The following is a 25,119-nucleotide window of genomic DNA, read 5'->3' on the forward strand; positions in this document are numbered from 1 at the left end:
GCCGATCCAGGGGCCGGGCCGCGAGGCCCGGCCCGGATGCGCGACGCCCCCGACAGCAGCGAAAGCCCCATGACAGAGACCAAGACCGACCCCTCGCGGCGCGCCCTCGTGGGCGGCCTCTCCGCCGGCATGGCGGTGGCGCTGGGGAGCGCGGCCGGCGCGCAGGAGCGGGTGGCGCAGACCGACCCCGCCCCGAACCCGCCGCGCAGCTATCCGAAGCCCCCGTTCGAGAGGCAGCAGCAGGACTGGCCGGGCCTGGCGAGCCGGATGGTACCCCGTCCGGACCACGGCGAGACCAGCTACAAAGGGTCCGGCCGCCTCGCCGGCCGCAAGGCGCTGATCACCGGCGGCGATTCGGGCATCGGCCGCGCCGCGGCCATCGCGTATGCCCGCGAGGGCGCCGATGTCGCCATCAACTATCTGCCGGCCGAGGAGCCGGACGCGGCCGAGGTGGTGGCACTCATCCGCCGGGCCGGGCGCAGGGCGGTCGCGCTGCCGGGCGACATTCGCGAAGAGGCCTTCTGCCAGCGCCTGGTGGCGGATGCGGCGCGCGAACTCGGCGGCCTCGACATCCTCGTCAACAACGCGGTCTACCAGAAGTCCCAGGTCTCGATCCTCGACATCACCACCGAGCAGTTCGACCAGACCTTCCGGACCAACGTGTACGCGATGTTCTGGATCACCAAGGCCGCCCTCGCCCATCTCGGACCCGGCGGGGCGATCGTCAACACCGCGTCCGTCAACGCCTACGACCCCTCCGAGAACCTGCTCGACTACGCCTCGACCAAGGCGGTGATCGTGAATTTCTCCAAGGGGCTCGCCAAGCAGCTGGCGGAGAGCGGCATCCGGGTGAACGCGGTGGCGCCGGGCCCGTTCTGGACGCCGCTGCAGGTCTGCGGCGGGCAGCCGCCGGAGAAGCTGCCGAACTTCGGCAAGGACACGCCGATGGGCCGCCCGGGCCAGCCGGCCGAACTCGCCGGCCTCTACGTCCTGCTCGCCTCCAACGAGGCGAGCTACGCGACCGGCCAGGTCTTCGGCGCCACCGGGGGGCGCGGCGGTCCCTGAGACGAGGGGGCCCCGCGGGTCCGGGCGCGTGCCGGTCGGATCCGGATACGGTCCGGCCGGGTCGTCCCGATCGGCCCGACCTCCACCTCGCCTGAATCCCGGCCCGGCCCCGCGGCGGCCTCGACCTGGCGCGACGCGCGCCCGGCCGGGCCCGCGATGCATCCCGGAGGCTTCAGGCTCCGACCGCTCCGTTGTGGAGCGCCCGAACGTCGGCGTAGCTCATGGTCTCGCGGCTCCAGGTCGGTCCGTCGCAATCGTGGAGCCGCTTGGCCAGCGGCTTGTGCTTGTCGCCCTGGTAGAACCCGAGGATGACGGTCTGGCCGTCGGAATCGTCCCGTTCGATCCGGTAGGGCGGCTGGGCCGGCGGCCCGACCCGGCTGAGGCGGACGCGCAGGGTCGGGTTTCCGGCCTGATCCGGGACCATGTTGAGATAGACGCCCTTCAGATACGCGAGGCGGTCCGCCGCCCGTCCGGTGAGGTCCGCGATCGAGACGTTCTCGGCGAGCATGTCGGCTGTGGTCATGGTGTCTCTGCTTTCGGGTCGGTTCGGAGCGACGCCCCCGGAACGGGCCGGGGGCGTCGGGCGGTGTGTCAGGCGCTGGGCGCGGCTTCCTCGGTCGTGACCAGGAACTTCGTCAGGGTGTTCGCCCCGAAGGTGAGGGTGAGCGGCACGTCGGCCGCGTCCCGACCGTAGGCGATCAGGATCCGGCCGATCCGGGACGCGTTGTTGCGCGGATCGAAGGTGTGCCAGCGGCCGTCGAGGAAGACCTGCATCCACGCGGCGAAATCGCCGGGCGCGTGGGGGAGGGGAAGGCCGATGTCGCTCACGTAGCCGTTGCAGTAGCGCGCCGGGATGTTCAGGCATCGGCAGAACGCGATCGCGAGATGCGCATAGTCGCGGCACACGCCCCGCTGTTCCTCGAAGACGTCGAACGCGGTCCGCGTGGCGCGCGCGTGCTCGTAGCCGAAGGTGATGCGGTCGTGCACGTAGTCGCAGATCGCCTGGACCCGGCTCCAGCCCGGGGGCCGATGCCCGAACAGGTCCCAGGCGATCTGCGAGAGCCGGTCGGTCTCGCAGTAGCGGCTGCCGAGGAGGAACAGCAGGCTGTCCGTCGGGAGCTTCGCCACCGGCGTCTCGGCGGCATCGGTCTCGGGGCGGTCGCCCTGGCCCCCGTCGCGGACGACGGTCTCGGTCCTCAGCGTGAAGGTCCCGGCCGGCGCGGTCATGCGCTGGCACCAGTTCCCGAAGCTGTCGCGATAGCCTTCCAGCGGCACGGCGGGGCTGGTGACGAGATGGTCCGGTCGCTCCAGGTCCGGGAACCGCGAGGCATGGACGTTCAGCGTCGCGATGACCGGCGTCGGCTGAGGGAAGCTGTAGGTCATCTCGCAGCCGACGAGGATGCGCATGGTGTCTCTCCTGGAAAGGCAACGGCCGGCCGGGACGCGTGCCGTCCGGCCGTGGAATCCGGGGCGCGGGCGCGCGCCGCGCCGGTCCGCGGGATGGCGGACGCCGCTCAGTGCAGGGTGGGCGGCGGCTCCAGGAACGCGCGCATGCCCCCGCCTTCCTCGACCGCGTCGGTGAAGGCGTCGAGCGCATCCTCGTCGGATTCGAAGGTGTCGCTCCAGACCGTCGACCACCCCGTCTGGTCGATGACCTCCAGAGTCCAGGGGTCCTGGGTGCCGGCGAAGCGGTAGACGTTCACCGTGACCGTGACGCCGTCCTGGGTCGCCCGTCCGGTCAGGTCCGAGAATTCCATGTTGGGCTTCTCGTAGGCCATGCGGTGTCTCTCTCAGATGACGAGTTCACCGCAGGGATCCGGGCGTATCCCTATCTCATGAGCCGAATATGGGAGTCCTAGCAGAGTTCACGATGAAACGGTTCGGAAATGTTCTGGTCGAGGGCGAGACCTGCCCCGCGCCGATCTTCGCGCACGACATCCAGATCACGATCCGCCAAGCAGACCTCCGGCGAAATCCCGGTTTCAGTGGGAGGCCTGGCGGCTGAGCAACAGCAGCAGCTCGCTCTGTCCGGAGGTCTCGAGTCTTCGCGAAGATCCGTTTCGGGTGGCTCCGGACGGTCGCCATGGACAGGCGCATCGATACGTCCATCCGATCGGAGCCGGAGGAGCGGCCGACATCTCCGTCCGCTCACGCCGGTCCGTTACAGACGGCGGCGGGCGGCGCGCCAATCTCCGGAGGCCGGAGCGCCCCGGCGCTCGCCCGGCCGGCCCGTCGCGGATCGACGCCTCACGGGCCGGTCGCCTGCAGCCCCGGCACCGCCCCGAGGAGGTCGCGGGTGTAGGCGTGCTCCGGCGCGCGGAACAGCTCGGCGGTGGGGCGCATCTCGACGATGCTGCCCCGATGCATCACGGCGATGCGGTCGCAGATCTTGGCGGCGACGCGCAGGTCGTGGGTGATGAACAGCATCGCGAGGTTCAGGCGCTGCTTGAGGTCTTCGAGGAGATCGAGCACCTGCGCCTGGACCGAGACGTCGAGGGCCGAGACCGCCTCGTCGGCCACGAGCACGTCGGGCTCCATGGCCAGCGCCCGGGCGATGCCGATGCGCTGGCGCTGGCCGCCCGAGAAGGCATTGGGGTAGCGCTCGGCCGCGCTCGGCGAGAGGCCCACGAGGTCGAGAAGTTCGCGGGCGCGCGCCTTCGCCTCACGGGCCGGCGTGCCGTGCGCGATCGGGCCGGCGGTGATGATCTGCTCGACGGTGCGGCGCGGGTTCAGGGAGGCGAAGGGGTCCTGGAAGATCATCTGGATGCGCTTGCGCTCGTTGCGCAGGGCGCGGGGCCCCAGCGCCGTGTAGTCGAGGCTGCCGAGGCGCACCGTGCCCCGGTCGGGCTCGATCAGCCGGATCGCGAGGCGGGCGGTGGTGGACTTGCCCGAGCCGGATTCGCCGACGAGGCCCAGGGTCTCCCCGCGCCGGACGTCGAAGGCCACCTCCTGGACCGCCGCGACCACGCGCGGCTTGCCGAACAATCCGGCGCGGCTGGTGTAGGTCTTGGTCAGGCCGATGGCCGAGAGGGCGAGGGGCTCGGCCTCGCGGGAGGTGCGCGCGGGCGGCACCAGGCTCGGCACCGCCGCGAGCAGGGCCTGGGTGTAGGGATGCTGCGGGTTCCGCAGCACCGCCCCGGCGCTGCCCTGCTCGACCAGGCGCCCGCGCTGGAGCACCGCGACCTGGTCGGCGATGTCGGCCACCACGCCGAAATCGTGGGTGATGAACAGGACGCTCATGCCCCGGCGCTGCTGCAGCGCGCGGATGAGCTTGAGGATCTGCGCCTGGGTGGTGACGTCCAGCGCCGTGGTCGGCTCGTCGGCGACGAGGATCGAGGGTTCGAGGGCGAGCGCCATGGCGATCATGGCCCGCTGGCGCTGGCCGCCGGAGAGCTGGTGCGGGTAGGCCCGTACGATCTGGGCCGGATCGGGCAGGCCGACCTCGGCGGCGAGCGCCACCGCCCGGGCCCTGCGCTCGGCTGGGGTGAGGAGGTCGTGCGCCTCGAACATCTCGGCGATCTGGTCGCCGATGCGCATGACCGGGTTGAGGGCCGTCATCGGCTCCTGGAACACCATGGCGATGCGGCGCCCGCGCAGGGCGCGCCAGCCGCGCTCGTCCAGGGTGAGGAGGTCCCGGCCCTCGAACAGGATCTCCCCGCCGACCGGTTTCAGCGCCCGGGGCAGGAGGCCGGTGAGCGCGTAGGCGCTCATCGACTTGCCCGAGCCCGATTCGCCGACGACGCAGAGGATCTTGCCCGGCATCAGGTCGAGGGAGAGGTCCTCGACGGCGTGGAGCCGGTCCGAGCCCTTCGGCAGCGCCAGGGTGAGGTTCCGGATGCGGACGACGGGCTCGCTCATGCTCAGGCTCCCTGGAGGGCTTTGCGCCGGGCCAGCACCGCCGGTCCGGTCTCGGCGAGGTCCCAGTACAGCCCCGCCATCAGCATCAGGGCCTCGCGGGAGGGCGACCCGAGCAGGTGCTCGTCGGGCCCGTGCTGGAGGCAGGCCGGGTAGGAATGGGGCACCCACAGGGTGGGCAGGCCGAGGATCTCCGAGAAGGCGTCGTTGGGCAGGGAGCCGCCGAGGTTCGGCAGCAGGGCCGGCCGCTTGCCGGTGCTCTCGGCGATGGAGGCCAGCGCCCAGTCGACCCACGGGTCCTCGACGGGGAGCCGGGTGGCGCGGAAGACCTCGGTGCGGGCGGCGCGGACCTCGACCATCGGATAGCCGTGCGCGTCGAGATGGGCGCGCAGGGCCGGCAGGATGCCCTCCCAGTCGGTACCCACGACGAAGCGCAGCTGCAGGGTCGCCTTGGCGGTGGGCGGCACGGCGTTGAGGGGGCCGTCCGGGTCGCCGGTCTTGAAGGCCAGCACCTCCAGGGTATTCCAGGCGAAGACCCGCTCGGCATCGGTCAGGCCGGGCTCGCCCCAATCCGTATCGATCGCGGGCGCGGTCGGGTCGGTGCCGACGGTGATGTCGGCCAGCGCCGCGCGGACGGCGTCGGGAATCGCCGGCGGCCGCAGGGCGTCGAGGAGAATCTTGCCGCGCCCGTCGACGAGGGTGGCGATGGCGTTGGCCAGCACCGTGCCGGGGTTGCGCAGGAGGCCGCCCCAATTGCCGGAATGGTGGCTGCCGGCGCGCAGGTCCAGCAGCATCTCGAAGGTGTAGCCGCCCCGCGAGCCGAGGAAGACGGTCGGGCGCTCGGCGCTGACCCGCGGTCCGTCCGAGGCGATGAGGACGTCGGCCTTCAGGGCCTCGGCCTCGGCCCGGCAGACCTCGCGCAGGCCCGGCGAGCCGGATTCCTCGCCCATCTCGATCAGCAGCTTGGTGTTGAAGCCGAGCCGTCCGTCCCGCGCCGCCATGACCGCCGCCAGCGCGCCCAGGTTGAGGATGTGCTGGCCCTTGTTGTCGGCGGTGCCGCGCCCGTACCAGCGCTCGCCCTCGATGGTGATGGTCCAGGGGTCGAGCCCGTCGCGCCACTGCTCGGGGTAGCCGCGCACGGTGTCGCCGTGGCCGTAGATCAGCACCGTGGGCAGGTCGGAGCCCTCGTGCCGCTCCGCGATGAGGAAGGGGCCGTGCGTGCCGTCCGGGTTGTCGAGGATGCGGCTGGCGAAGCCGAGCGGCGCGATCAGGGGCACGAGGAAATCGTCGAGATAGGCCCGCAGCTTCGGCAATTGGCCGGAGGTCTGGCTCTCGGTGGGGCGGGCGACGGCGTCCTGCAGCACGGTGAGGAAATCGCCCTCGTCGTAGTGGCGCGCGGCGCGCGCGATCGCATCGTGTCGGGACATGGACTCACTCGATCTCGGTGACGGGTCGGGGGACGCTCGGACGGGTCGGTTCGGGGGGCTCAGCGCCGGCCCTCGGGGGCGGTGACGTCGCGGATGCCGTCGCCGAGCAGGTTGATCGCCAGGACGAGGACCAGGAGGGCGACGCCCGGGATGGTGATGACCCAGGGCTGGAAGAACATGTACGGCTTGCCCTCGGCGATCATCAGGCCCCAGGACGGCAGGGGCGGCTGCACGCCGAGGCCGAGGAAGGACAGGGCGGCCTCGAGCAGGATGGCGTGGGCCATCTCCAGGGTCGCCACCACGATCAGCGCGTTGAGGATGTTCGGCAGCACCTCCTGGAACAGGATGCGGGCCGGGGAGAATCCGGTGGCGCGGGCCGCCGCGATGAAGTCCTGGTCGCGGATCTGGCGGGTCGCCGCGCGGGTGACCACGGCGAAGCGGTCCCAGAGCAGGAAGCCGAGCACCAGCACCACCACCTTCAGCGAGCCGCCCACCAGGGAGGCCATGGCGAGCGCCACCAGCACCACCGGCATGGCGAGCCGCGTGGTCACGACGTAGCTCACCACCGCGTCGACCTTGCCGCCGAAATAGCCGGCGCAGATGCCGAGCGTCGTGCCGATCACCCCCGAGATGGCGGCGGCCGCGATCCCGATCAGGAGGGAGATCTGGCTGCCGTAGATCAGGCGGCTGAGGTAGTCGCGCCCGAGCTTGTCGGTGCCGAGCACGTGCTCCCAGCTACCCTTCAGGTGCCAGATCGGCGGGATCAGGCGCCGGGAGACGTCCTGGGCATAGGGATCGTGGGGGGCGATCACCGGCGCGGCGAGGGCGCAGAGCAGGATGATCCCGAGGATGCCCGCGCCGATCAGGAAGCCGCCGTGGTGGAGGCCGCGCCGGAGTGCCAGGGCGGTGGGCGAGCGGGCCGCGGGCAGCGGCGCCGGGCCGTCGGCCGGGCGGGTCGCCGGCGTCTCCGGAAGGCCGGCACCGAGGGGGGATGCGGAAGGCTGGAGGGTCATTGGCGCAGCCGAGGATCGAGGAAGGCGTTGAGGAGGTCGGCGGCCAGCGTCAGGGCGATGTAGATCATCGCCAGGACGAGCACGATCGCCTGCACCACGGGGAAGTCGTTGCGGGCGATGGATTCCCAGGCGAGCTGGCCGAGCCCCTGAAGCGAGAACACCGCCTCGATCACGATGGAGCCGCCGAGCATGAAGCCGAACTGGACGGCGGCGAGCGCGATCACCGGGATGACGGCGTTGCGCAGGGCGTGCCGGATCAGGATTTTTCGCGGTGGGAGACCTTTCGCCCGTGCCGTGCGGACGTAATCCGACGCGAGGACCTCGAGCATGCCGTTGCGGGTCAGCCGCATCACCGCCGGCATGGCGTAGTAGCCGAGCGCGACGGCCGGCAGCACGAAGTGCTTCCAGGTCGTGTTGCCCGAGACCGGCAGCCAGCGCAGGTTCACCGAGAAGATCATGATCAGGGTCAGGCCGAACCAGAAGCTCGGCATGGCTTGGCCCAGCACCGAGACCGACAGGGCGGCCCGGTCGATCCAGGTGCCGCGCTTGACCGCGGCGAGCACCCCGAGCGGGATCGCCACGAAGAGCGCGACGGCCAGCGCCACCACGCCGAGGAACAGGGTGATCGGCAGGCGGGCGGCGAGCAGGTCGATCACGCTCTCGCGGAAATAGAACGAATTTCCGAAATCGAGCCGGATCGCTCGGGCCGCCCAGGCGACGAACTGCGCCAGGAGGGGCTGGTTGAGCCCGTACTGGACCCGGATCGCCTCCACCTGCACGGAGGTCGCCTCCGGCCCCGCGATGGCGGCGGCGAGGTCGCCGGAGAGGTGCAGCAGCATGAAGCTCGCCACCGACACCGTCACGGCGACCGCGAGCGCCACCAGACTTCGTTGGATCATGAACCGGAGCATGGCCCGCTTTCCTCGTTCGGAGCTGTCCGTCGGCCCGTCGTCAGGGACCGGCCGTTCCGCGCGCCGTCACTTCCACTGTGCCGCGTAGAAGCGCGGCAGCTCGTCGGGCTGCGCCGTGAAGGCGAGGTCCGAGGTGAAGGCGTAGTTCGTGGAGTAGGAGAACAGCGGCAGGGCATAGGCTTGGCCGGCGATGCGCTTCAGCGCCTCGGCGTACTTCACCTTGCGGGCGGCCGGGTCGGTGGCGCCGTCGCCGGCCTGGAGGGCCGCGATCGTCTCCGGGTCCTTGGTCAGGTCCTCGTCGCCGCCCTTGAAGTACACGCCCGTGAAGGCCGAGACGTCGAGCACCGAGAACGAGCCCCAGGTCTGGAAGGCGATCGAGACCTTGCCGCCGCGGATCTGGTCGCGCAGGGCGGCGTAGCGCAGGTAGTTCAGCCGCGCCTTGATGCCGACCGCGCGCAGGTAGCCGATCACCGCCTCCGCGTAGTCGCGCTCGCGGTAGGCCCCGAGGTCGATCTCGAAGCCGTCCGGATAGCCGGCCTCCTTCAGGAGCGCCTTGGCTTTCGACGGGTCGTAGAGGTAGCGCGGCACGCCCTCGTCGGTGCAGCCGAACTGATCGATGAAGCAGGCCGCGTTCATCACCCGGCTACCGCCGCGCACGAGGTTGTCGACCATGGCCTTGCGATCGATGGCGTAGGAGATCGCTTGGCGGACGCGCACGTCCTTGAGGGGCGAATTGGCGGCGGCCCGCCCCAGGGTGTCGAACTGCAGGAAGCCGACCCGCATGGTCTCGGCGCTGAGCACGGTGACGTTCGGGGCCGCCTTGAGCTGGTCGGCCTGGTCGCTCGGCACGCGCCAGATCCAGTCGATGCCGCCGGTGACGAGCTCGGCCATGCGGCTGTCGGCGTCCGGGATGACCCGGAATTCGAGCTTGCCGATCTTCGGGGAACCGATGGGGCTGCCGGGCCAGTACTTGGCGAAGCGCTCCATCTTCACGCCGCGCCCGTTCTCCACCGCGGTGATGCGGTAGGGGCCGGTGCCAACGGGCGCCTTGGCGAAACCGTCCAGGCCGACACGTTTGAAATAGGCGGCCGGGAAGATCGGGGTCGGGCCCGCGAGATATTCGAGCGCCGCCGGGAAGGCGTTCTTCAGATGGATGCGGACCGTGTGGGCATCCACCACGTCCGTCGACGTCATCCAGTCGACGTTCTGCTTCGTCACCGTGCGGGCTTCCGGCGTCAGAACGTAGTTGAAGGTGAAGGCGACGTCTTCAGGGCCGAAGGCGTCGCCGTTGTGGAAGGTCACGCCGTCGCGCAGGGTCAGTTCGAGGGTGAGGGGATCGACCCATTTCCAGGCGGTGGCCAGCATCGGCTGGTAGGCGCCGGTCTTCGGGTCGCGATAGATCAGGGTGTCCCAGACGTTGCGGGCCAGGATCACGCCCTCGCGGGCGCTGTTGTGATAGGGGCTGACGTTCTCCGGCTCCGTGTCGGAGGCGTAGACCAGAGTGTCGTCGGCCTTGCCGGCCAGGGCCGGCACGCTCGCGGCCAGCATCAGCAGGGTGAGCGCGGCGCGCGCCGTGGAGCCGTGTCTCGTCATGATCCCGCTCGCCATGATGTCGATCCCTCTCGCCCGTTCGCACGACGGCCGGATGCCGGCCGCAGCGGTCTGCCGCTTTTTTCGCCCTGCCATGGTGTTGTGCATTTTGCATCGCAACAAGTAGAATTTCGCGATTGCTGCCGTGCCGTTTCGGCAAGGGACCAAGTGTCATGAACATTTCGGGCCTGCGCTACTTCCTCGCCGTCGCCAGGACAGGTTCGATCGCGTCCGCCTCTACGCAACTGAACGTTGCGGCTTCGGCGATCAGCCGGCAGATCTCCAATCTCGAGGCGGAGCTGGACTGTGTTCTGTTCGAGCGTCGCCCGCGCGGCATGGTGCCGAGCCCGGCCGGGGAGCTGCTGGCCGCGCATGCGCACCAGACCCTGCTGCGGGCCGAGCAGGTGGCGGCCGAGATCCAGGAGCTGCAGGGGCTGGCGCGGGGCTTCATCCGCATCGCGACCTCGGAGGGCTTCGCCCTCGACCTCCTGCCGAACGCCATCGCGGAGTTCCACTCCGCCCATCCGGGCATCCGCTTCGAGGTGCAGATGCTGCCCCCGGCCCAGGTCACGCACGTGGTCGCGGCCGGCGACGCCGATATCGGCATCACCTTCGCCATGGCCCCGTCGAGTCTGGTCGCGGTCGTGTACGACAACGCCGTCGAGATGGTGGCCCTGAGCGCGCCCGATCATCCGCTGGCGCGCCGCCCCTCGATCCAGCTCGCGGACCTCAAGGCCTATCCGATCGCGGTGCCGACCCTCGACACCACCGCCCGGCGGGTCTTCGACGCCGCCTGCCTGGCGGAGGGGATCGCCATCGAGCCGACGCTGACGGCCAACATCCTCTCCGCCCTGCTGCCCTTCGTGCGCCGCACGCGGGGGCTGGCGCTGATGTCGGCCCTCTCCGTGCAGACGCCGGTGCGTCTGGGCGAACTCGTCTGCATTCCGGTGCGCTCGCGGGCGAACCTGATGCGCGGCATCCAGGTCCAGGTCATGCGCGACCGCAGGCTGCCGCATGCCGTGCAGGCCTTCCTGCGCCAGCTCGTCGCCGCGCTGCCGCCGCCTCCCGGTCCGCGATAGATCTCCGCCCCGGCTTCGCCCGCGCCCGGATGCGCGGGACGAGCCATCAAATGCGAGAGGCAGCGTCCGCCCGACCTGCTACGAATCGAAGCCCTCACCCCCGAGGGACATCATCGACACTCACCCGCCCGGAGCGATCCGCGGCGGGTCTTTCGTTCCCCCGGGAATTTCACGAGCCGCCCGCGCCGAGGCGCGGCCTCATCCGGCAGCCCGGCGCCGCCGATCCTACCGCGAAGCGCCCACGATCCGGCGTTCGGTGCGGGCCGGGTGGGATCGAAGGATGAGGGCGACGGCGGCGGGCGAGCCCCGTGTCGATGGAGCCCGCGCCCGGGCCGATGTCGCAGGCCGATTCGGATCAGAAAATGTGGTGCCGGTTGCGGGACTTGAACTCGCGACCTACCGCTTACAAGGCGGTTGCTCTACCAGCTGAGCTAAACCGGCGTGCCGTCCTGCGCTATCAGCGCCGTTGGTCCGGCGCAAGCCCGACATCGTCAGGCGGCGAGGTCGCCGAGGCGGCGGGTCTCGGCGAAGATGCGGCCGTCCGGGAAGCGGTAGCGGACCGATTCCGTCAGGCGTCCCTGCCCCCGGATCTCGATCGCGTCCGGGCGGGTGAGGCCGTCCTGTCGGTCCAGGGCCTCGGCTCCCGTCATCGGCGCATCGCGTCCGCCGCCGAGTTGGCGCCACCACTGCACCGCCTTCTCGCGGGGATATCCGGCCCGGGCAAGGCCGAGCACGATCCGGTGCTGTCGCCCGTCATGCAGGTGGAAGGTGACCGCGAGGTCACCGTCGGATTCCGGCTGGGCCGCGAAGGTCCAGCCGCCGACCGATTGCCACCCGGGGGCGCCGCGGTCGGGCACCTGGCTCGACAGGATCGGATGCGCATCGTCCGCGGAGGCCTCGTGGGCCGGGCCGGCCTCCTCCGCCTCGGGTTCGACCCAGCAGGCCTCGCAGGTGCTGGCGTTGAGGGCGATCAGGGCGCCGCAGCCGGGGCAGGCCTTGGCCCGGATCTCGCCCTCTCGGCCGCGGATCGCAGCGGCGCTGCGGGCGGTGACGATGTCGACGGGGCCATGCATGCGGACGAGGCCGGCATAGTCGAGGACGAGGGCATCGGTCTTGCCCGGCGCGCGGCGCAGGGCCCGGCCGACCTGCTGCACATAGAGGCCTGTGCTCTGGGTCGGCCGCAGCAGGGCGACGAGATCGACCTGGGGCACGTTGAACCCGGTGGCGAGGACGCCGACCGAGGTCAGGCAGCGGATCCGGCCCTCGCGGAAGTCGCGCACTATGCGGTCGCGCGCCCGCTTGGGGGTCTCGCCCGAGAGGGTCTCGCAGGTGTGGCCCTCGGCCCGGATCGCGTCGCGTACCGCGGTCGCGTGGGCGACGCCGGCGCAGAAGGCGAGCCAGGCCCGGCGGCCCTGGCCGTAGCCCACCATTTCCTCCACCGCCGCCCGGGTGATCCAGTCCTGGTTGACGGCGGCCTCGAGCGCGCTCGGGATGTAGTCGCCTCCGCGCCGGGGCACGCCGCTGACGTCGAGAAGCGTGGCGGTGGCCTTGGAGACGAGCGGCGCGAGGTAGCCCTGGTGGATCAGGTCGCCGACATTGGCCTCGTAGACGATGGCCTCGAAGATCCGGCCCGGACCTTCATCGAGACGTCCGCTGTCGAGGCGGTAGGGCGTCGCCGTGAGGCCGACGACGCGCAGGTCCGGGCGCTCGGCGCGCAGGGCGCCGAGGAAGCGGCCGTAGCGGGTCTCGGCGTCGCGCGGGATGAGATGGGCCTCGTCCACGATGACGAGATCGAAGCCTCCGAGTTCGGGCACACGGTTCCAGACGGACTGGATGCCGCAGAACAGGACCTGCGCGGTCCCGTCCCGGCGGCCGAGGCCGGCGGAATAGATCCCGGCCGGCGCCGCGGGCCAGAGCGCTAGGAGTTCGCCATGGTTCTGGGCGATCAGCTCGCGGGTATGGGTGACGACCAGGATGCGGTGGGCTGGGTGGGCATCCAGGGTCTCGCGCACCAGGGCCGCGATCACCAGGGACTTGCCCGCGCCCGTCGGCAGGACGATGAGGCCGGCACCTTCGCCCCGCGTCCAGGCGGCGTGGAGGGCATCGAGGCTGGCGCGCTGGTAGGGACGAAGGTCCATCGCTGGGGATTCGGTGCGTGTCTCGGAATTGGTCTGGGGGCGCAGGGGCAGGTCGATCGAGCGGGGGCCGGATCGGCGGCCGGGACCTCCGGGATCGGGTCGGGGTGTCGATGTCGTTCCAAGCCGTCCCGGAATCGTGCTGTCAGCCCGGGAGCCCATTCAGGATGACATGGCGTTCCGCCACGACATCGCCGTCGAGCCTGTCGAGGGGAGGGCCCTTCTGCCGGCTCCGCCGGACGGTCCCCAGTCGCCCTGCGCGATGCGGGCGGCCGCGATGCCGAGGGCCCGGAACGGGGTGCTGGCCGTCTCGCTTCGCCCGAACAGTCGCTTGAGGAGGTTCACCCTAGCGCCTCGTGCTGGGGCGTCGCGCCCCTCGTGCCGGTCACGAGGCGTCGCGTGACGCGGTGTAGGATCGGTCGTTCCAAGGGGGCCTTCTAGGCGGGTTCGCACCAGCCCGCCACCGGGAACCGGGCTGGGATCTCGACGCGTCACGGGGCCGGCAGCCGGACCTCGGAAACGCCGGCACCCCTGAGACGCATCGCTCCCGGTAGGGGCCGGACGCGGAAACGCCCCGCGTGCCGGGGGCGCGCAGGGCGTTTCGTTCCTTCGGTGCGAGGCTCGACCTGTCGGCCGTGTCCGCGTCCGCGCTCAGCAATTGTCGGCTTTGTCACCCTTCACGACCTGCCCCTCGGCGGGCTTCTTCTCGCCCGGCGCGGGCTGCGTGTTGGCGCCGACATTGTTCATCGCCCCGACGGTGCCGGGCGACTCGGCCTTGGCGCCGGGCGTCACCTTGGCGGCCGAACCGCCATCCACGTTGGAGGACTTGTCCATGGCGGCGGACTTGTCCTTCATGGAGCTGGTGGTGCCGGTCGCGCAGGGGGCTGCGAACGCGGTGGTGACCGTCAGCATCAGGGCGGCGGTCGCGAGGGCAAGATTTCGCATGGTCGAATTTCCTCCAGGGATAATTATTCTGGAGATCAAACCCGGTATGCGCCCACACGTTCCAAAATTGATCCTCTTCAACGTGGGCAGATATTCCGGCGGATACAGGCCACCGGAATGCAATCTTGGGTTTTTGACTGGCCTCAGGCCGTCGCCAGAGCGGCCGCCATCTTCTGGGCGAAGGCGACGGGATCTCGCGGCGTGTCGCCATCCTGCACCCGGGCGAGGTCGAGGAGCGTCCCGGCCGCCTCGGTGATCGCCTCCTGCGCCTCGACCTTGGCGCTGAGGGCGCGGATCAGCGGATGGCGCGGGTTGATCTCCAGCACCGGCATGCCGCCGCCGGCCCGGCCGGCCCGGCGCAGGAGCCGCTGCATCTGCAGGTCCGGGCCGTGGCCCGAGGCGGAGAGGACCACGGCGCTCTCGACGAGGCGGTCGGTGGCCCGCACGTCGGAAACGTCGGGGCCGAGCGCGTCCTTGAGGGCCGCGACCAGGGCCTCGACGGAGGCCGGTGCCTCCTCGCCCTCGGGCGTCTCGCCCGCGAACTTCGAGAGGTCGACGGCCCCCTGCGTCACCGAGCGCAGCGGCTTGTCGTCGAAGCGGGCCAGGGCTTCGGGCCAGAAGGCGTCGACGTGGTCGGAGAGCAGCAGCACCTCGATGCCCCGGGCACGGAAGCCCTCGAGCTGGGGCGAGCGCTTCAGGGCGTCGGCATCGTCGGCGACGAGGTAGTAGATCGCCTCCTGGCCGTCCTTCATCCGCGAGACGTAGTCGGGCAGGGAGGTCCAGCCCTCGACGGCCGAGGAGTGGAAGCGCAGCAGCGGGGCGATCTCGGCGCGGCGCTCGTGGTCCTCGTAGATGCCCTCCTTGAGGACGGGACCAAAATTCTCCCAGAACGGGCGGTAGCCCTCCGCATCCTTGGCCCGGGTGGTGAGTTCGGAGAGCACTCGGCCGGTGACGGCGCGGCGGATCTTGGTCAGCACCGGCGTCGCCTGCAGCATCTCGCGGGAGACGTTGAGGGGCAGGTCCTCGGTGTCGACCACGCCCTGGACGAAGCGCAGCCAGGAGGGGAGGAGTTCCGCCTCATCGGTGATGAACATGCGCCGCACGTGCAGGCGCACCTTGCTGGCGCGCTCGCCCTCCACCGCCTGGAACGGCTTCATGCCGGGCACGAACAGCAGGGCCGAGAATTCCAGCGCGCCCTCCGCGCGCCAGTGCAGGGTCGCCCAGGGCTCGTCGAAGTTCATGCCGACGTGGCGGTAGAACTCGGTGTACTGCTCCGGCGTGACCTCGGACTTCGCCTTGCGCCACAGGGCCGTGCCCTGGTTGGCGTTCTCCTCCTGGCCGTCCTCGCCGCGGATCGCGATCGGCACGGTGATGTGGTCGGCCCATTTGCGCACGACGTGGTCGAGCCGGTAGCTCTCCAGGTACTCGTCGGCATCCTCCTTGAGATGCAGGACGATGTCGGTGCCGGGCTCGGCGCGGGTGGCGGGCTCGAGCGTGTAGCTGCCCTGGCCCTCGGAGGCCCAGGTCCAGGCCTCCTCGGAGCCGGCCCGGCGCGAGGTCACGGTGACCCGGTCGGCGACCATGAAGGCCGAGTAGAAGCCGACGCCGAACTGGCCGATCAGGCTCGGCTTGTCCTCGGGCTTGGCGTCGCTGAGGGTCTGGCTGAAGGCGCGGGTGCCCGAGCGGGCGATGGTGCCGAGGTTCTGGGCCAGTTCCGCCTTGGTCATGCCGATGCCGGCATCCGAGAGCGTCAGGGTGCGGGCCGCCTTGTCCGGAACGATGCGGACCTTGGCGTCGGCGGGCAGCGCGGAGGCCTGATCGGTCAGCGCCTCGAAGCGGCGCCGGTCCATGGCGTCCGCGGCGTTGGCCACCAGCTCGCGCAGGAAGATCTCCCGGTCCGAATAGAGGGCGTGGACCACGAGGTCCAACAGACGCCCGACCTCGGCACCGAATTCGTGCCGTTCCACGGTGTCGCTCAAGGGAACGCCTCCTGATGTCGAAGAATGAATGAAGCGTGCGCGATATGCCGTCGCCTTCCGGCGAATTCAATGGCGGCCAAGGTCGAGCCGGGTCCGGACGTCTCCCCATGAACCGGGCACCCGGGTCGGTACCCGGTTCATAGAGACGGATCATGGGGAGGGATCACGGGGACGGACATTCGCGCGCCGTTGCCTCGGATTTCACCGCGCCGGCACGCAACCTTCGCGGGTCTCGGGCGTAGCCGTGCCTTCACACGAAAGCGGGACGATTCCGATGGAACCGATGAAACCCATGAAGCCCATGGAACCGATGAAACCCATGAAGCCGATGAAACCCATGGAGCCGATGAAGGGGTCCGAGCCCTGGTGGCCGCAGGAACTGGGGCAGCCCTCCACCAGCGGCGGCCAGAACGACATGCGCTACGCGTTCTTCCCCGACAAGCACCGCCTGCTGATCGAGCGGGATGGCAAGCTGACGACCTACGACAGCGGCGACCATAGGATCGGCGGCGTCTCGCAGTCGAACGGTCGCTCGCCGACCTTCTCGAGCCAGAACGGCGACGTCGCCCTGGACGACCTCAAGGTGGTCGACTGATCCGAAAGCGGCTCGCCGCACCGGCGCCGGACCCGCCAACGGGTTCGGCCGGCGGGACTCGCTAGCGAGACTTGCCGGCAGGGTTTCTTCGCCGGTCCCGCGTCCGCGGCGGCCGGAGCCGCCCCTCAGGCCACGGCTCGTGCGGCGTCGGTGTGCCCGCGCGACCAGCGCTCGATCGTCTTCGGCACGTCGGAGGCGGGACTCGGCCGCGCGAAGAAGTAGCCCTGACCCTCGTCGCAGCCCTCGCTGCGCAGCCGGTCGAACTGCGCCTCCGTCTCGATGCCCTCGGCGGTGGTGCGCATGCCGAGGCTGAGGCCGAGCCCGATCACCGCCCGGACGATGAGGCCGGAATCGGTCTTGTTGGTGATGTCGCGCACGAAGGACTGGTCGATCTTGATCTTGTCGAAGGGGAACGAGCGCAGGTAGCTCAGCGACGAGTAGCCGGTGCCGAAATCATCCATGGCGATCCGCACCCCGAGGCGGCGCAGGGCGTAGAGCGTCGCCAGGGTCGCGAGGTTGTCCTTCAGGAGCACCGATTCGGTGATCTCCAGTTCGAGCCGTCCCGGCGGCAGCCGGCTCTGCGTCAGGGCCTGGCGCACGGCCTCGACGATGACCTCGTCGCGGAACTGCACCGCCGAGACGTTGACCGCCACCTTGATGCCGTCGGGCCAGCGCATCGCCTCGGTGCAGGCCTTAGTGAGGCACCAGGCACCGAGCGGCACGATGAGGCCGATCTCTTCGGCGACCGAGATGAACTCTCCCGGGGGAACGAGACCGCGCACCGGATGGCGCCAGCGGACCAGCGCCTCGAACCCGCCGATGCGCCGGGCGCGGAAATCGTAGATCGGCTGGTAGTGCAGCTCGAACTCCTCGCGTGCCAGGGCCTCGCGCAGGTCGAGCTCGAGGGCCCGGCGTGCCTGGAGGCTGACGTCCATCTCCGCCTCGAAGAAGCGCCAGGTGCCGCGCCCGTCCGCCTTGGCCCGGTAGAGGGCGGCGTCGGCGTTCTTGAGGAGCTTGTCGCAGGTGGTGCCGTCGCCCGGCGCGAAGCAGATGCCGATGCTGACGCCGACGCCGGCCCGGTGCCCGTCGAGATCGTAGGGCGCGCTGATCACCTCCACGATCCGGCGGGCGAGCAGGGCGGCATCCTGCGGCCGCTCGGCCTGCGACAGGATGATGGCGAACTCGTCGCCGCCGAGCCGGGCCACGGTGTCGACCTCGCGCACGCAGGCCCGCAGCCGGTCGGCCACCGCGCGCAGCAGGGCGTCGCCCACGGGATGGCCCAAAGTGTCGTTGACCTCCTTGAAGCGGTCGAGGTCGAGACAGAGCACCGCGAACGGGCTGCCGCGCCCGAGATGGGCGACCGCCTCCTCGATCCGCTCGCCGAACATCGCCCGGTTCGGCAGGCCCGTGAGCACGTCGTGGCGGGCCATGAAGGCGATGCGCGCATCCGCCTCCCGGCGCTCGGTGACGTCCTCGTAGGTCGCCACCAGCCCGCCCCCGCGCACCGCCTTGTGCGAGACCGCAACCACGCGCCCGTCGCCGAGGTGCAGGAAGTCCGAATCGACCGAGCCGCCGCCGGCGGTCTCGGCCTGGGCCAGGGCGAAGGCGTCGGAATCCGGCTGCGGGCAGTCGCCCCGCGTCGCGCTGAGGCCGGCGACCTCCCGGTAGGACAGGCCGAGGGGAAGCTCGTCGGCCTTCAGGCCGAAGATCTCGCAGTAGCGCCGGTTGACGACGATCAGGCAGCCGGCGGCGTCGAACAGGCAGAGCCCCTGGGACATGTTGTCGAGGGCGGTGTCGAGGCGCAGGTTGGTCGACTGGAGGACCGCTTCCTGCTGCTTGAGCAGGGTGATGTCGCTGCAGACCGCGATGAAGCCGCCCGTGCGCGTGGCGCTCCGGCTGATCCGGAGCCAGCGGCCGTCGGCGAGGCGCAGCTCGCTGCGCTCGTCGGGCGTGGATAGGAGCGCCTGGGCGAGGCCGCCCGGACCGGCTCCGGCCTCCGCGAGGGCGGCGATGGTGCGGCCCGCGGGCAGGGTGCCGGCGCGAAAGCCGAGGTAATCCTCGGCCTGGCTGTTGGTGAGGGTGATCCGCCCGGCCTCGTCGACCACGACGATGCCTTCGCGGGAGGTCTCCAGGGCATCGGCGAGGCGATCCTCGGCGGAGATCCGCTGCGCCACCTCCTTCTCCATCGCCTGGCGGATGCTGTCGCGCATGGTGCCCATGGCGGCCAGCAGCGTTCCGACCTCGTCGGCCCCGCCGGCCGGCATGGTGCCGCTGAGGTCGCCGCCGGCGATGCGGGTGGCGGCCTGTGAGGCATCGGCCAGGGGCCCCATGATGCGGCGCGCCAGGCAGAAGGCCACGGTGCCGGAGAGGAGCACGGCGATCAGGGTGCCGATCAGGTTGAGCCGGGTCTCGCGCGCGACGATGGCCCGGGCCTGCTGGCGATAGATGAAGCCGTCGCCGGCCGTGTAGTTGATGAACAGGTCGAAGTTTTCCTCCGCCACCGCGGCATGGCGGTCGAGTTCGGCGTAGGCGGCCTCGCTCCGGCCAAGATCCGTGATCCTGGCCCGGGCCTCCGTCCATTCGGACACCGCCCGCTCGGCGGCCTGCGCCGCGCCGGTCGCCCGCTCGGACTGCGCGCGCTCCACGGCGATCTCGAGGTCCTCGGCGAGGAGGCGCTGGAGGCTGGCGAAGCGCTCGTCGAGGAGCGTGCGGGCCGCCGGATCGGTGATCATCCAGCGTCGCGCCTCGACGGTGCGCATCCCGGCGAAGTCGGTGGCGGCGGCGCGGGCGTAGTTGATGGACATCAGCGAGCGGTCGAAGGTCTGGCTGACGAGTTCGTCCGCCCGGCGGATGCTCGACGCCGCCGAGAGCCCGAGGGCGCCCGTGATCGCGCTCATCACCAGGAACGCGATCACGATCCGGCCCCGGATCGTGCCGAGCATCGCACCCAGCCGGTCGACCAGCCAGCGGCCGGTGCGTGAACGCGATGGCATCGGGGTTTCGGGCGATGTCATCCAGTCTGTCCCGTCCAATGATGGAGGGTAGGATGAATGATAGTTGTTAAGGCCGTCTTGAGATGGCGTGCGCGGATTCGGTTCTTAACCGGCAGTTCATCGAGGTATGAAACCGTATTTGCGGACGGGGCCGATCTGATCTGTGAAGCTGCTCGTCACATTTCCACCGGGGATCATCTCGACCCTCGTCATCGGATAACGGACGGAACGCGGATGCGGCGCCTCACACTCGTTTGCGTGGCCTTTGGAATTGCCGGTGCGACCTGCGGCGGGTTGGCCTTGGCGGCCGTCGGAACGCCGAGCCTGCACGTGTCCCAGAAAGGGCGGGCCTTCCAGCCCAACGCCCTCACCGTCCGGCGCGGCGCCCAGGTGGAGATCGTCAACGACGACGGCGACCTCCTCCACCACGTCTACATCGATTCGCCCGACTTCACCTTCGATTCCGGAGACCTGAAGCCCGGCAGCCGGACCCAGGTGGTCTTCGACGTGGGTGGGACCTTCGCGGTGCTGTGCGGGATCCACCCGAAGATGAAGCTGACGGTGCGCGTGGACGGCCGCTGAGGCGGCCGATCCCGGTGCCCGCGCGGGCGGCCCCTCAGGTCAGGGGCGCGCCCTGCAGCACGGCGTGGGCGCCGTAATAGAGCCCGATGAAGGCCGCCAGGGCCGCTCCGTATCCAAAGGGGGTGACGGCGAGGTTGCGCAGGCGGTAGGGCGCGGAGGCGTTGTCGGCGGCCAGGGCCACCATGGCGACGATGATCGGCGCGTGCCCGATGGCGTCGACCTTCCCGAACTCGAAGATCGCCGAGATGAAGGTCGCGGCCAGCAGGATCGCGGAGATCCGACGCACCAGCGGCGTGCAGACCAGGGCGAAGGCGAGGGCGAATTCCACGGCGCCGGCGGCCTTCATGAAGTACTCGCCGGTGAACCCGAAGGTCATGCCCGGATGCTCGACGAAGAGCGGGAACGACCATTGCGGGTAGGCCCACTTCTCGACGGACGCCCACATCAGCGTGATGGCGGCGGTGTAGCGGACGACGTCGAGGGGCCGGATGTTGCCCGGCAGGGAAAGCCCGAGGCCGGTGAGCGCGCAATAGGCGGCGACGCCGAGGAACACCGGATAGTCCGCGAGGTGGAACGCGCCGTACTGGACCACGGCGGTCGTGAACAGCACGACGATGCCGAGGGCCGAGAACACCATCGTGCGCCGCCACAGGAAGCCGGCCGCGATGGCGAGCTGGAACCAGGGGAGGACGGTGTTGGCGGTCTTGAGTTCGGGCGTCAGGATGATGCCGCCGAGGGTCCACAGCGAGACGAAGAAGCCGCCCAGCACCGCGCGGAACAGAAGCTCGGTGTTCTCGCGCGCCCAGGCGGTGGTCCGGTCAAGGGATCGGGTCAGTGCTGCCCCCAGCACCGTTCCCTCCAGGAGACCGCCCACGATCAGGGCGAGGACGGACAGGCCGACCAGCTTCTCGAAGTCCGCGCACAGGACTTCGCCGAGGTCCCGGGGAGCGCCGACGAGGTCGTAGGCGCAGAACCATTTCACGTGAGCCATCGCGGCGCCGGAGCCCGCGACGGTGAGGACAGCCGTCGTCATCATGACTGCGACACGCGGCAGCCAGCGTCTTCCAGGTTGCATGGGGGGAGGCCCTGTTCACGAAACCGGCGCGGGGGCTTACCGGCGCGATGAAAACTACGCGCCTTCTCCGGTTTGCGGAAGGAACTTGTTAATAGTCCTTGCCAAATGGTTAACCTGTGGCGTCTCGGCATCGGACGCCCGAGCGGGCTCGTCCGCACGAATGCATGGGACCGTGTAACGGTTCGGTGACGATGCTTCTGGAAAGCTTTCGCGCGGAGAGCGTTTGCTAACCGTCCCGGCGCTAGCGAGGGGGACGAGCCGTCTCACCCGAAGAGTCCGATGATCGCGACCCTGAGCCTGTCGAGCCTGATGGTGGGCACCGGACTGTCCTACGCGGCGATCCGGACGCCGAGCCGGGCCGAAAGCCTGGAGCGCTGGTCCGGGCGGCTCCTCCTCGGAGGGCTGGGACTGCTCGGGGCCGCGCTGCCGCTGTTCCGTTGACGGCGAAGTCACGGCCGGCGGAGGATCGCGGACGGGCTCGCCCGCTCAGTTGAGGCGGGGCGGCACCGCGAGGCTGGCGGTCCCGTCGGCGCTCAGGGTCTGCAGGAAGGCGATCAGATCGTGCTTCTCGGCCTCGGTCAGGCCGAGCGGCTTGATCGCCGGCGAGCGGCTCGGCCGATCGATGCCGCCGCGATCGTAGAGGTCGATGACCTCGCGCAGGGAGGCCAGCGAGCCGTCGTGCATGTAGGGCCCGCGCGTGGCCACGTCCCGCAGGGTCGGGGTCTTGAACGCGTAGCGCAGCTGAACCGAATCCGGAAAGAACGCGGCCCGGCCGATATCCGTACCGATGCCGACGCCGATGTCGTGGAAGGACCCGTCCGTGAAGGTCCAGCCGGAATGGCAGCCGGCGCACTGCGCCTTGCCGTTGAACAGCACGAAGCCGGCCCTGGCGCTCGGACCGATGGCGCCGGCATCGCCCGCCACCCAGCGGTCGAAGGGCGTCTCGCCGGAGACGATGGAGCGTTGGAAGGTCGCCAGCGCCAGCTCGACCGTCCGGCGGCCGATCGCGCCGTCCGCGCCGACCCGGTCCGGGAACGCGGCCGCGAAGGCGCGGACGTAGCCGGCATCCGCCTTGAGACGCGCGATCAGCGTGTCCTCGGGCAGGTTCATCGCGTTCGTGCCGGTGATCGGCGTGAAGGCGACGTCCTCGAGGCTGCGGAACTTGCCGTCCCAGCCGAGGATCGGGATCTGGGCCACGTCGAGCAGAGTCGGCGTGCGCACCTTCATCGCCGCGCCGGTCTCGCCGATGCCGCGGGGGCGGCCGTCGCTCCAGGACCGAGTCGGCAGGTGGCAACTGGCGCAACTCATGGTGCGCCCGCCCGAGAGCAGGGTATCGAAGAACAGGCGCCGGCCGAGATCGGCCTTGGCCGGGCTGTAGGGATTCTCGGCCGGATGAAGCGCCTCGTCGACGCGCCGATAGGCCTCGCGCAGCGCCGACAGTTCGGCCTGCGTCGTGCTGGTATCCGCTCGTTCCGGCTCGCCGGCGCCCGAAGCGCGTAACCCGAACCCGGCCACCGCCAGGGCGACGAGGGCAAGGCCGGCGAACGCGGCGCTCACCTGTCTGCGCATCGCGATCTCCTGACTTCGCCAGCGCTAGACCGAACCCGTTAAGGAAGTCTCACGACGCTTGCCCCGGCCGATCTGTCGCACGATCGGTAACCGGCGAATTGGCGCGAACGTTGCTTATGCCGCCCCAGCCAGCGATGGCTGCGAATCCCGTCAGGTGTCCTGGGATGTCGCATCGCTTCAGGACGAGAGGCTCGGAATGACGAAATACAAACTCGAGTATATATGGCTCGACGGCTACACTCCGGTGCCGAACCTTCGCGGTAAGACCCAGATCAAGGAATTCGACGCGTTCCCGACCCTTGAGCAGCTTCCGCTTTGGGGCTTCGACGGCAGCTCGACGATGCAGGCCGAAGGCGGCAGCTCCGATTGCATGTTGAAGCCCGTGCGCCACTTCCCCGATTCCACGCGCAAGAACGGCGTTCTGGTGATGTGCGAAGTGATGATGCCGGACGGCGTCACCCCGCACGCTTCCAACAAGCGCGCCACCATCCTCGACGATGACGGCGCCTGGTTCGGCTTCGAGCAGGAGTACTTCTTCTACAAGGACGGCCGTCCCCTCGGCTTCCCCGCCTCCGGCTACCCGGCCCCGCAGGGTCCGTACTATTGCGGCGTCGGCTACAAGGAAGTCGGCAGCATCGCCCGCAAGATCGTCGAGGAGCACCTCGACCTCTGCCTCGATGCCGGCATCAACCACGAGGGCATCAATGCCGAGGTGGCCAAGGGCCAGTGGGAATTCCAGATCTTCGGCAAGGGCTCCAAGAAGGCCGCCGACGAGATGTGGGTCGCCCGCTACCTGCTCCAGCGCCTGTGCGAGACCTACGAGATCGACGTCGAGTACCATTGCAAGCCGCTCGGCGCGACCGACTGGAACGGCTCGGGCATGCACGCCAACTTCTCGACCGAGCACATGCGCACGGTCGGCGGCAAGGCGTATTTCGAAGCCCTGATGGCGGCCTTCAAGGAGAACCTCGACGACCACATCGCGGTCTACGGCCCCGACAACCACATGCGCCTGACCGGCAAGCACGAGACCGCGGCCATCGACCAGTTCAGCTACGGCGTCGCCGACCGCGGAGCCTCGATCCGCGTGCCGCACAGCTTCGTCAACAACGAGTACAAGGGCTACCTGGAAGATCGTCGCCCGAACAGCCAGGGAGACCCCTACCAGATCGCCTCGCAGATCCTGAAGACGATCTCCTCGGTTCCGACCGAGACGAGCCAGCAGGCAGCCGCCTAAGATTTAGGCACTAATTGGCCTGATTTGCTTCAGGCCTAGGCAGGGCCCGCCGCGTTCCGCGCGGCGGGCCCTTCTTTTTGCCTGTTCCGGCGGCAAGTCCTGGGGACGGCCGAGCCTCGTCCTTCAGGCGCCGAAGATCGACCAGCCCAGCCGCTTGGTCAGCATCTCCAGGGCGATCCGCCCGAGATGGGAATTGCCCGAGGCGTCGAGGCCGGGCGACCAGACGGCGATCGAGGCCTTGCCCGGCGCGATCGCCAGGATGCCGCCACCGACGCCGCTCTTGCCCGGAAGACCCACCCGATAGGCGAACTCCCCCGAGCCGTCGTAGTGCCCGCAGGTCAGCATCACCGCGTTGATCCGGCGGGCCCGCTCGGGCGAGACCACGGACAGCCCCGTCAACGGGTTGCGGCCCGAATGGGCCAGGAAGCGGCCGGCCTGGGCGAGCTGCCGGCACGACATGCTGATGGCGCAATGGTGGAAGTAGACGCCGAGGGTGAAGTCGACCGGATTGTCGAGCACCCCGAAGGACTTCATGTAGTGGGCCAGCGCCATGTTGCGGAACCCGGTGCGCAGCTCGGAGGCGGCCACCGCCTCGTCGATGGCGATGGTGGGGTCCTGTGCCAGGAACTGCATGAAGCGCAGGATCTCGCCGATGGCCTCGCGGGGCTGGTGCCCGGACAGGATCAGGTCCGTCACCGCGATCGCACCGGCATTGATGAACGGATTGCGCGGAATTCCGCGCTCGCGTTCGAGCTGGACGATGGAGTTGAACGGGCTGCCGGAAGGCTCGCGCCCGACCCGGCGCCAGAGCCGGTCGCCGGCCATGCCGAGGGCGAGGGTCAGGGTGAAGACCTTCGAGATGCTCTGGATCGAGAAGGGTTCGTCGCAGTCGCCGGCGGCCGCGACCCGCCCCTCGGCGTCGATCACCACGAGGCCGAAGGCCTTGGCGTCGACCCCGGCGAGTTCGGGTATGTAGGTCGCCACCTCGCCCCGATCCGGCCTCTCCCGCATCTCGTCGGCGATCTCGCGGACGACAAGGTCGAGATCGGGCAGGTCTGACGGCATCGGG

21 protein-coding genes and 1 tRNA gene are annotated in these 25,119 nt (G+C 70.0%); 6 read left to right on the top strand and 16 right to left on the bottom strand.

Going from position 1 to position 25,119, the window contains the following annotated elements:
* Positions 1 to 69 precede the first annotated feature (69 nt).
* Positions 70 to 1,065, top strand: a complete 996-nt coding sequence (locus ACXJY8_RS19790; protein WP_463772549.1) for an SDR family oxidoreductase — start codon at positions 70 to 72, stop codon at positions 1,063 to 1,065.
* Between the two features lie 172 nt (positions 1,066 to 1,237).
* Here the strand turns inward: ACXJY8_RS19790 and ACXJY8_RS19795 are convergent, their stop codons facing one another.
* The 8 genes from ACXJY8_RS19795 to ACXJY8_RS19830 form a co-directional block, all read right to left on the bottom strand.
* Positions 1,238 to 1,588, bottom strand: coding sequence for a hypothetical protein (locus tag ACXJY8_RS19795; RefSeq protein ID WP_463772553.1), 351 nt, complete (start codon positions 1,586 to 1,588; stop codon positions 1,238 to 1,240).
* A gap of 68 nt (positions 1,589 to 1,656) precedes the next feature.
* Entirely contained in the window at positions 1,657 to 2,472 is an 816-nt protein-coding gene (locus tag ACXJY8_RS19800; RefSeq protein ID WP_463772556.1) for a transglutaminase-like domain-containing protein, read from the bottom strand.
* A gap of 107 nt (positions 2,473 to 2,579) precedes the next feature.
* The gene (locus ACXJY8_RS19805) at positions 2,580 to 2,843 is read right to left on the bottom strand and encodes a hypothetical protein (RefSeq protein WP_463772560.1); all 264 of its coding nucleotides are present in this window, start codon (positions 2,841 to 2,843) and stop codon (positions 2,580 to 2,582) included.
* Between the two features lie 469 nt (positions 2,844 to 3,312).
* A complete protein-coding gene (locus tag ACXJY8_RS19810) occupies positions 3,313 to 4,923 on the bottom strand; it encodes an ABC transporter ATP-binding protein (protein WP_463772562.1) in 1,611 nt (536 codons plus the stop codon).
* Between the two features lie 2 nt (positions 4,924 to 4,925).
* Positions 4,926 to 6,347, bottom strand: a complete 1,422-nt coding sequence (locus ACXJY8_RS19815; protein WP_463772565.1) for a M20 family metallopeptidase — start codon at positions 6,345 to 6,347, stop codon at positions 4,926 to 4,928.
* Positions 6,348 to 6,406: 59 nt separating this feature from the next.
* The gene (locus ACXJY8_RS19820; protein WP_463772567.1) at positions 6,407 to 7,360 is read right to left on the bottom strand and encodes an ABC transporter permease; all 954 of its coding nucleotides are present in this window, start codon (positions 7,358 to 7,360) and stop codon (positions 6,407 to 6,409) included.
* On the bottom strand, positions 7,357 to 8,271 hold the full coding sequence (locus tag ACXJY8_RS19825) for an ABC transporter permease (RefSeq protein WP_463772569.1): 915 nt from the start codon (positions 8,269 to 8,271) through the stop codon (positions 7,357 to 7,359). Before ACXJY8_RS19825 ends, ACXJY8_RS19820 begins: the two co-directional genes overlap by 4 nt.
* 66 nt (positions 8,272 to 8,337) lie before the next feature.
* On the bottom strand, positions 8,338 to 9,879 hold the full coding sequence (locus ACXJY8_RS19830; RefSeq protein ID WP_463772571.1) for an ABC transporter substrate-binding protein: 1,542 nt from the start codon (positions 9,877 to 9,879) through the stop codon (positions 8,338 to 8,340).
* 155 nt (positions 9,880 to 10,034) lie between these two features.
* Here ACXJY8_RS19830 and ACXJY8_RS19835 point away from each other — a divergent pair, with 155 nt between their 5' ends.
* Complete coding sequence (locus ACXJY8_RS19835; RefSeq protein WP_463772574.1) at positions 10,035 to 10,940, top strand: LysR family transcriptional regulator; 906 nt, start codon at positions 10,035 to 10,037, stop codon at positions 10,938 to 10,940.
* A 365-nt stretch (positions 10,941 to 11,305) separates the two neighbouring features.
* Here the strand turns inward: ACXJY8_RS19835 and ACXJY8_RS19840 are convergent.
* From ACXJY8_RS19840 to htpG, 4 genes are all read right to left on the bottom strand, one after another.
* Positions 11,306 to 11,381 (bottom strand) — tRNA-Thr (locus tag ACXJY8_RS19840).
* Positions 11,382 to 11,431: 50 nt separating this feature from the next.
* Positions 11,432 to 13,078 (bottom strand): DEAD/DEAH box helicase, encoded by a 1,647-nt coding sequence (locus ACXJY8_RS19845; protein WP_463772576.1) that lies wholly within the window; start codon positions 13,076 to 13,078, stop codon positions 11,432 to 11,434.
* Positions 13,079 to 13,726: 648 nt separating this feature from the next.
* Positions 13,727 to 14,020, bottom strand: a complete 294-nt coding sequence (locus tag ACXJY8_RS19850) for a hypothetical protein (protein ID WP_463772579.1) — start codon at positions 14,018 to 14,020, stop codon at positions 13,727 to 13,729.
* Between the two features lie 143 nt (positions 14,021 to 14,163).
* Positions 14,164 to 15,999: a molecular chaperone HtpG gene (gene htpG / locus ACXJY8_RS19855; protein WP_463772582.1), complete on the bottom strand. Its 1,836-nt coding sequence runs from the start codon at positions 15,997 to 15,999 to the stop codon at positions 14,164 to 14,166.
* 319 nt (positions 16,000 to 16,318) lie between these two features.
* On the opposite strand from htpG, the gene ACXJY8_RS19860 reads away from it, so the two are divergent.
* Positions 16,319 to 16,594, top strand: coding sequence for a hypothetical protein (locus ACXJY8_RS19860; protein WP_463772585.1), 276 nt, complete (start codon positions 16,319 to 16,321; stop codon positions 16,592 to 16,594).
* Between the two features lie 125 nt (positions 16,595 to 16,719).
* Here the strand turns inward: ACXJY8_RS19860 and ACXJY8_RS19865 are convergent, their stop codons facing one another.
* Positions 16,720 to 19,608 carry an EAL domain-containing protein gene (locus ACXJY8_RS19865; protein ID WP_463772590.1) on the bottom strand — a complete coding sequence of 963 codons (2,889 nt, stop codon included), beginning with the start codon at positions 19,606 to 19,608 and terminating at the stop codon, positions 16,720 to 16,722.
* A gap of 309 nt (positions 19,609 to 19,917) precedes the next feature.
* Here ACXJY8_RS19865 and ACXJY8_RS19870 point away from each other — a divergent pair, with 309 nt between their 5' ends.
* Positions 19,918 to 20,169, top strand: a complete 252-nt coding sequence (locus ACXJY8_RS19870) for a cupredoxin domain-containing protein (protein WP_463772592.1) — start codon at positions 19,918 to 19,920, stop codon at positions 20,167 to 20,169.
* A 34-nt stretch (positions 20,170 to 20,203) separates the two neighbouring features.
* Here the strand turns inward: ACXJY8_RS19870 and ACXJY8_RS19875 are convergent, their stop codons facing one another.
* Positions 20,204 to 21,205, bottom strand: coding sequence for a hypothetical protein (locus ACXJY8_RS19875; RefSeq protein ID WP_463772594.1), 1,002 nt, complete (start codon positions 21,203 to 21,205; stop codon positions 20,204 to 20,206).
* 318 nt (positions 21,206 to 21,523) lie between these two features.
* Between ACXJY8_RS19875 and ACXJY8_RS19880 the strand changes: the two genes are divergently transcribed.
* A complete protein-coding gene (locus tag ACXJY8_RS19880; RefSeq protein ID WP_463772597.1) occupies positions 21,524 to 21,685 on the top strand; it encodes a hypothetical protein in 162 nt (53 codons plus the stop codon).
* Between the two features lie 45 nt (positions 21,686 to 21,730).
* Here ACXJY8_RS19880 and ACXJY8_RS19885 read toward each other — a convergent pair whose 3' ends face one another.
* A complete protein-coding gene (locus ACXJY8_RS19885) occupies positions 21,731 to 22,813 on the bottom strand; it encodes a cytochrome-c peroxidase (RefSeq protein ID WP_463772602.1) in 1,083 nt (360 codons plus the stop codon).
* Positions 22,814 to 23,009: 196 nt separating this feature from the next.
* Between ACXJY8_RS19885 and ACXJY8_RS19890 the strand changes: the two genes are divergently transcribed.
* On the top strand, positions 23,010 to 24,050 hold the full coding sequence (locus ACXJY8_RS19890) for a glutamine synthetase beta-grasp domain-containing protein (protein ID WP_463772606.1): 1,041 nt from the start codon (positions 23,010 to 23,012) through the stop codon (positions 24,048 to 24,050).
* Between the two features lie 123 nt (positions 24,051 to 24,173).
* Here the strand turns inward: ACXJY8_RS19890 and ACXJY8_RS19895 are convergent, their stop codons facing one another.
* On the bottom strand, positions 24,174 to 25,103 hold the full coding sequence (locus ACXJY8_RS19895; RefSeq protein WP_463780848.1) for a glutaminase: 930 nt from the start codon (positions 25,101 to 25,103) through the stop codon (positions 24,174 to 24,176).
* Positions 25,104 to 25,119 lie beyond the last annotated feature (16 nt).

It is taken from the genome of Methylobacterium sp. TK31 (assembly GCF_055361545.1).

Excerpts from the sequence above, each read along its gene's own strand:
- ACXJY8_RS19845 (WP_463772576.1), bottom strand. The coding sequence starts at position 13,078 with ATGGACCTTCGTCCCTACCAGCGCGCCAGCCTCGATGCCCTCCACGCC.
- ACXJY8_RS19835 (WP_463772574.1), top strand. The coding sequence starts at position 10,035 with ATGAACATTTCGGGCCTGCGCTACTTCCTCGCCGTCGCCAGGACAGGT.
- ACXJY8_RS19825 (WP_463772569.1), bottom strand. The coding sequence starts at position 8,271 with ATGCTCCGGTTCATGATCCAACGAAGTCTGGTGGCGCTCGCGGTCGCC.
- ACXJY8_RS19800 (WP_463772556.1), bottom strand. The coding sequence starts at position 2,472 with ATGCGCATCCTCGTCGGCTGCGAGATGACCTACAGCTTCCCTCAGCCG.
- ACXJY8_RS19880 (WP_463772597.1), top strand. The coding sequence starts at position 21,524 with ATGATCGCGACCCTGAGCCTGTCGAGCCTGATGGTGGGCACCGGACTG.
- ACXJY8_RS19850 (WP_463772579.1), bottom strand. The coding sequence starts at position 14,020 with ATGCGAAATCTTGCCCTCGCGACCGCCGCCCTGATGCTGACGGTCACC.
- ACXJY8_RS19885 (WP_463772602.1), bottom strand. The coding sequence starts at position 22,813 with ATGCGCAGACAGGTGAGCGCCGCGTTCGCCGGCCTTGCCCTCGTCGCC.
- ACXJY8_RS19790 (WP_463772549.1), top strand. The coding sequence starts at position 70 with ATGACAGAGACCAAGACCGACCCCTCGCGGCGCGCCCTCGTGGGCGGC.
- ACXJY8_RS19865 (WP_463772590.1), bottom strand. The coding sequence starts at position 19,608 with ATGACATCGCCCGAAACCCCGATGCCATCGCGTTCACGCACCGGCCGC.
- ACXJY8_RS19810 (WP_463772562.1), bottom strand. The coding sequence starts at position 4,923 with ATGAGCGAGCCCGTCGTCCGCATCCGGAACCTCACCCTGGCGCTGCCG.
- ACXJY8_RS19815 (WP_463772565.1), bottom strand. The coding sequence starts at position 6,347 with ATGTCCCGACACGATGCGATCGCGCGCGCCGCGCGCCACTACGACGAG.
- ACXJY8_RS19890 (WP_463772606.1), top strand. The coding sequence starts at position 23,010 with ATGACGAAATACAAACTCGAGTATATATGGCTCGACGGCTACACTCCG.
- ACXJY8_RS19830 (WP_463772571.1), bottom strand. The coding sequence starts at position 9,879 with ATGGCGAGCGGGATCATGACGAGACACGGCTCCACGGCGCGCGCCGCG.
- ACXJY8_RS19860 (WP_463772585.1), top strand. The coding sequence starts at position 16,319 with ATGAAGCCGATGAAACCCATGGAGCCGATGAAGGGGTCCGAGCCCTGG.
- ACXJY8_RS19795 (WP_463772553.1), bottom strand. The coding sequence starts at position 1,588 with ATGACCACAGCCGACATGCTCGCCGAGAACGTCTCGATCGCGGACCTC.
- ACXJY8_RS19875 (WP_463772594.1), bottom strand. The coding sequence starts at position 21,205 with ATGATGACGACGGCTGTCCTCACCGTCGCGGGCTCCGGCGCCGCGATG.
- ACXJY8_RS19820 (WP_463772567.1), bottom strand. The coding sequence starts at position 7,360 with ATGACCCTCCAGCCTTCCGCATCCCCCCTCGGTGCCGGCCTTCCGGAG.
- ACXJY8_RS19805 (WP_463772560.1), bottom strand. The coding sequence starts at position 2,843 with ATGGCCTACGAGAAGCCCAACATGGAATTCTCGGACCTGACCGGACGG.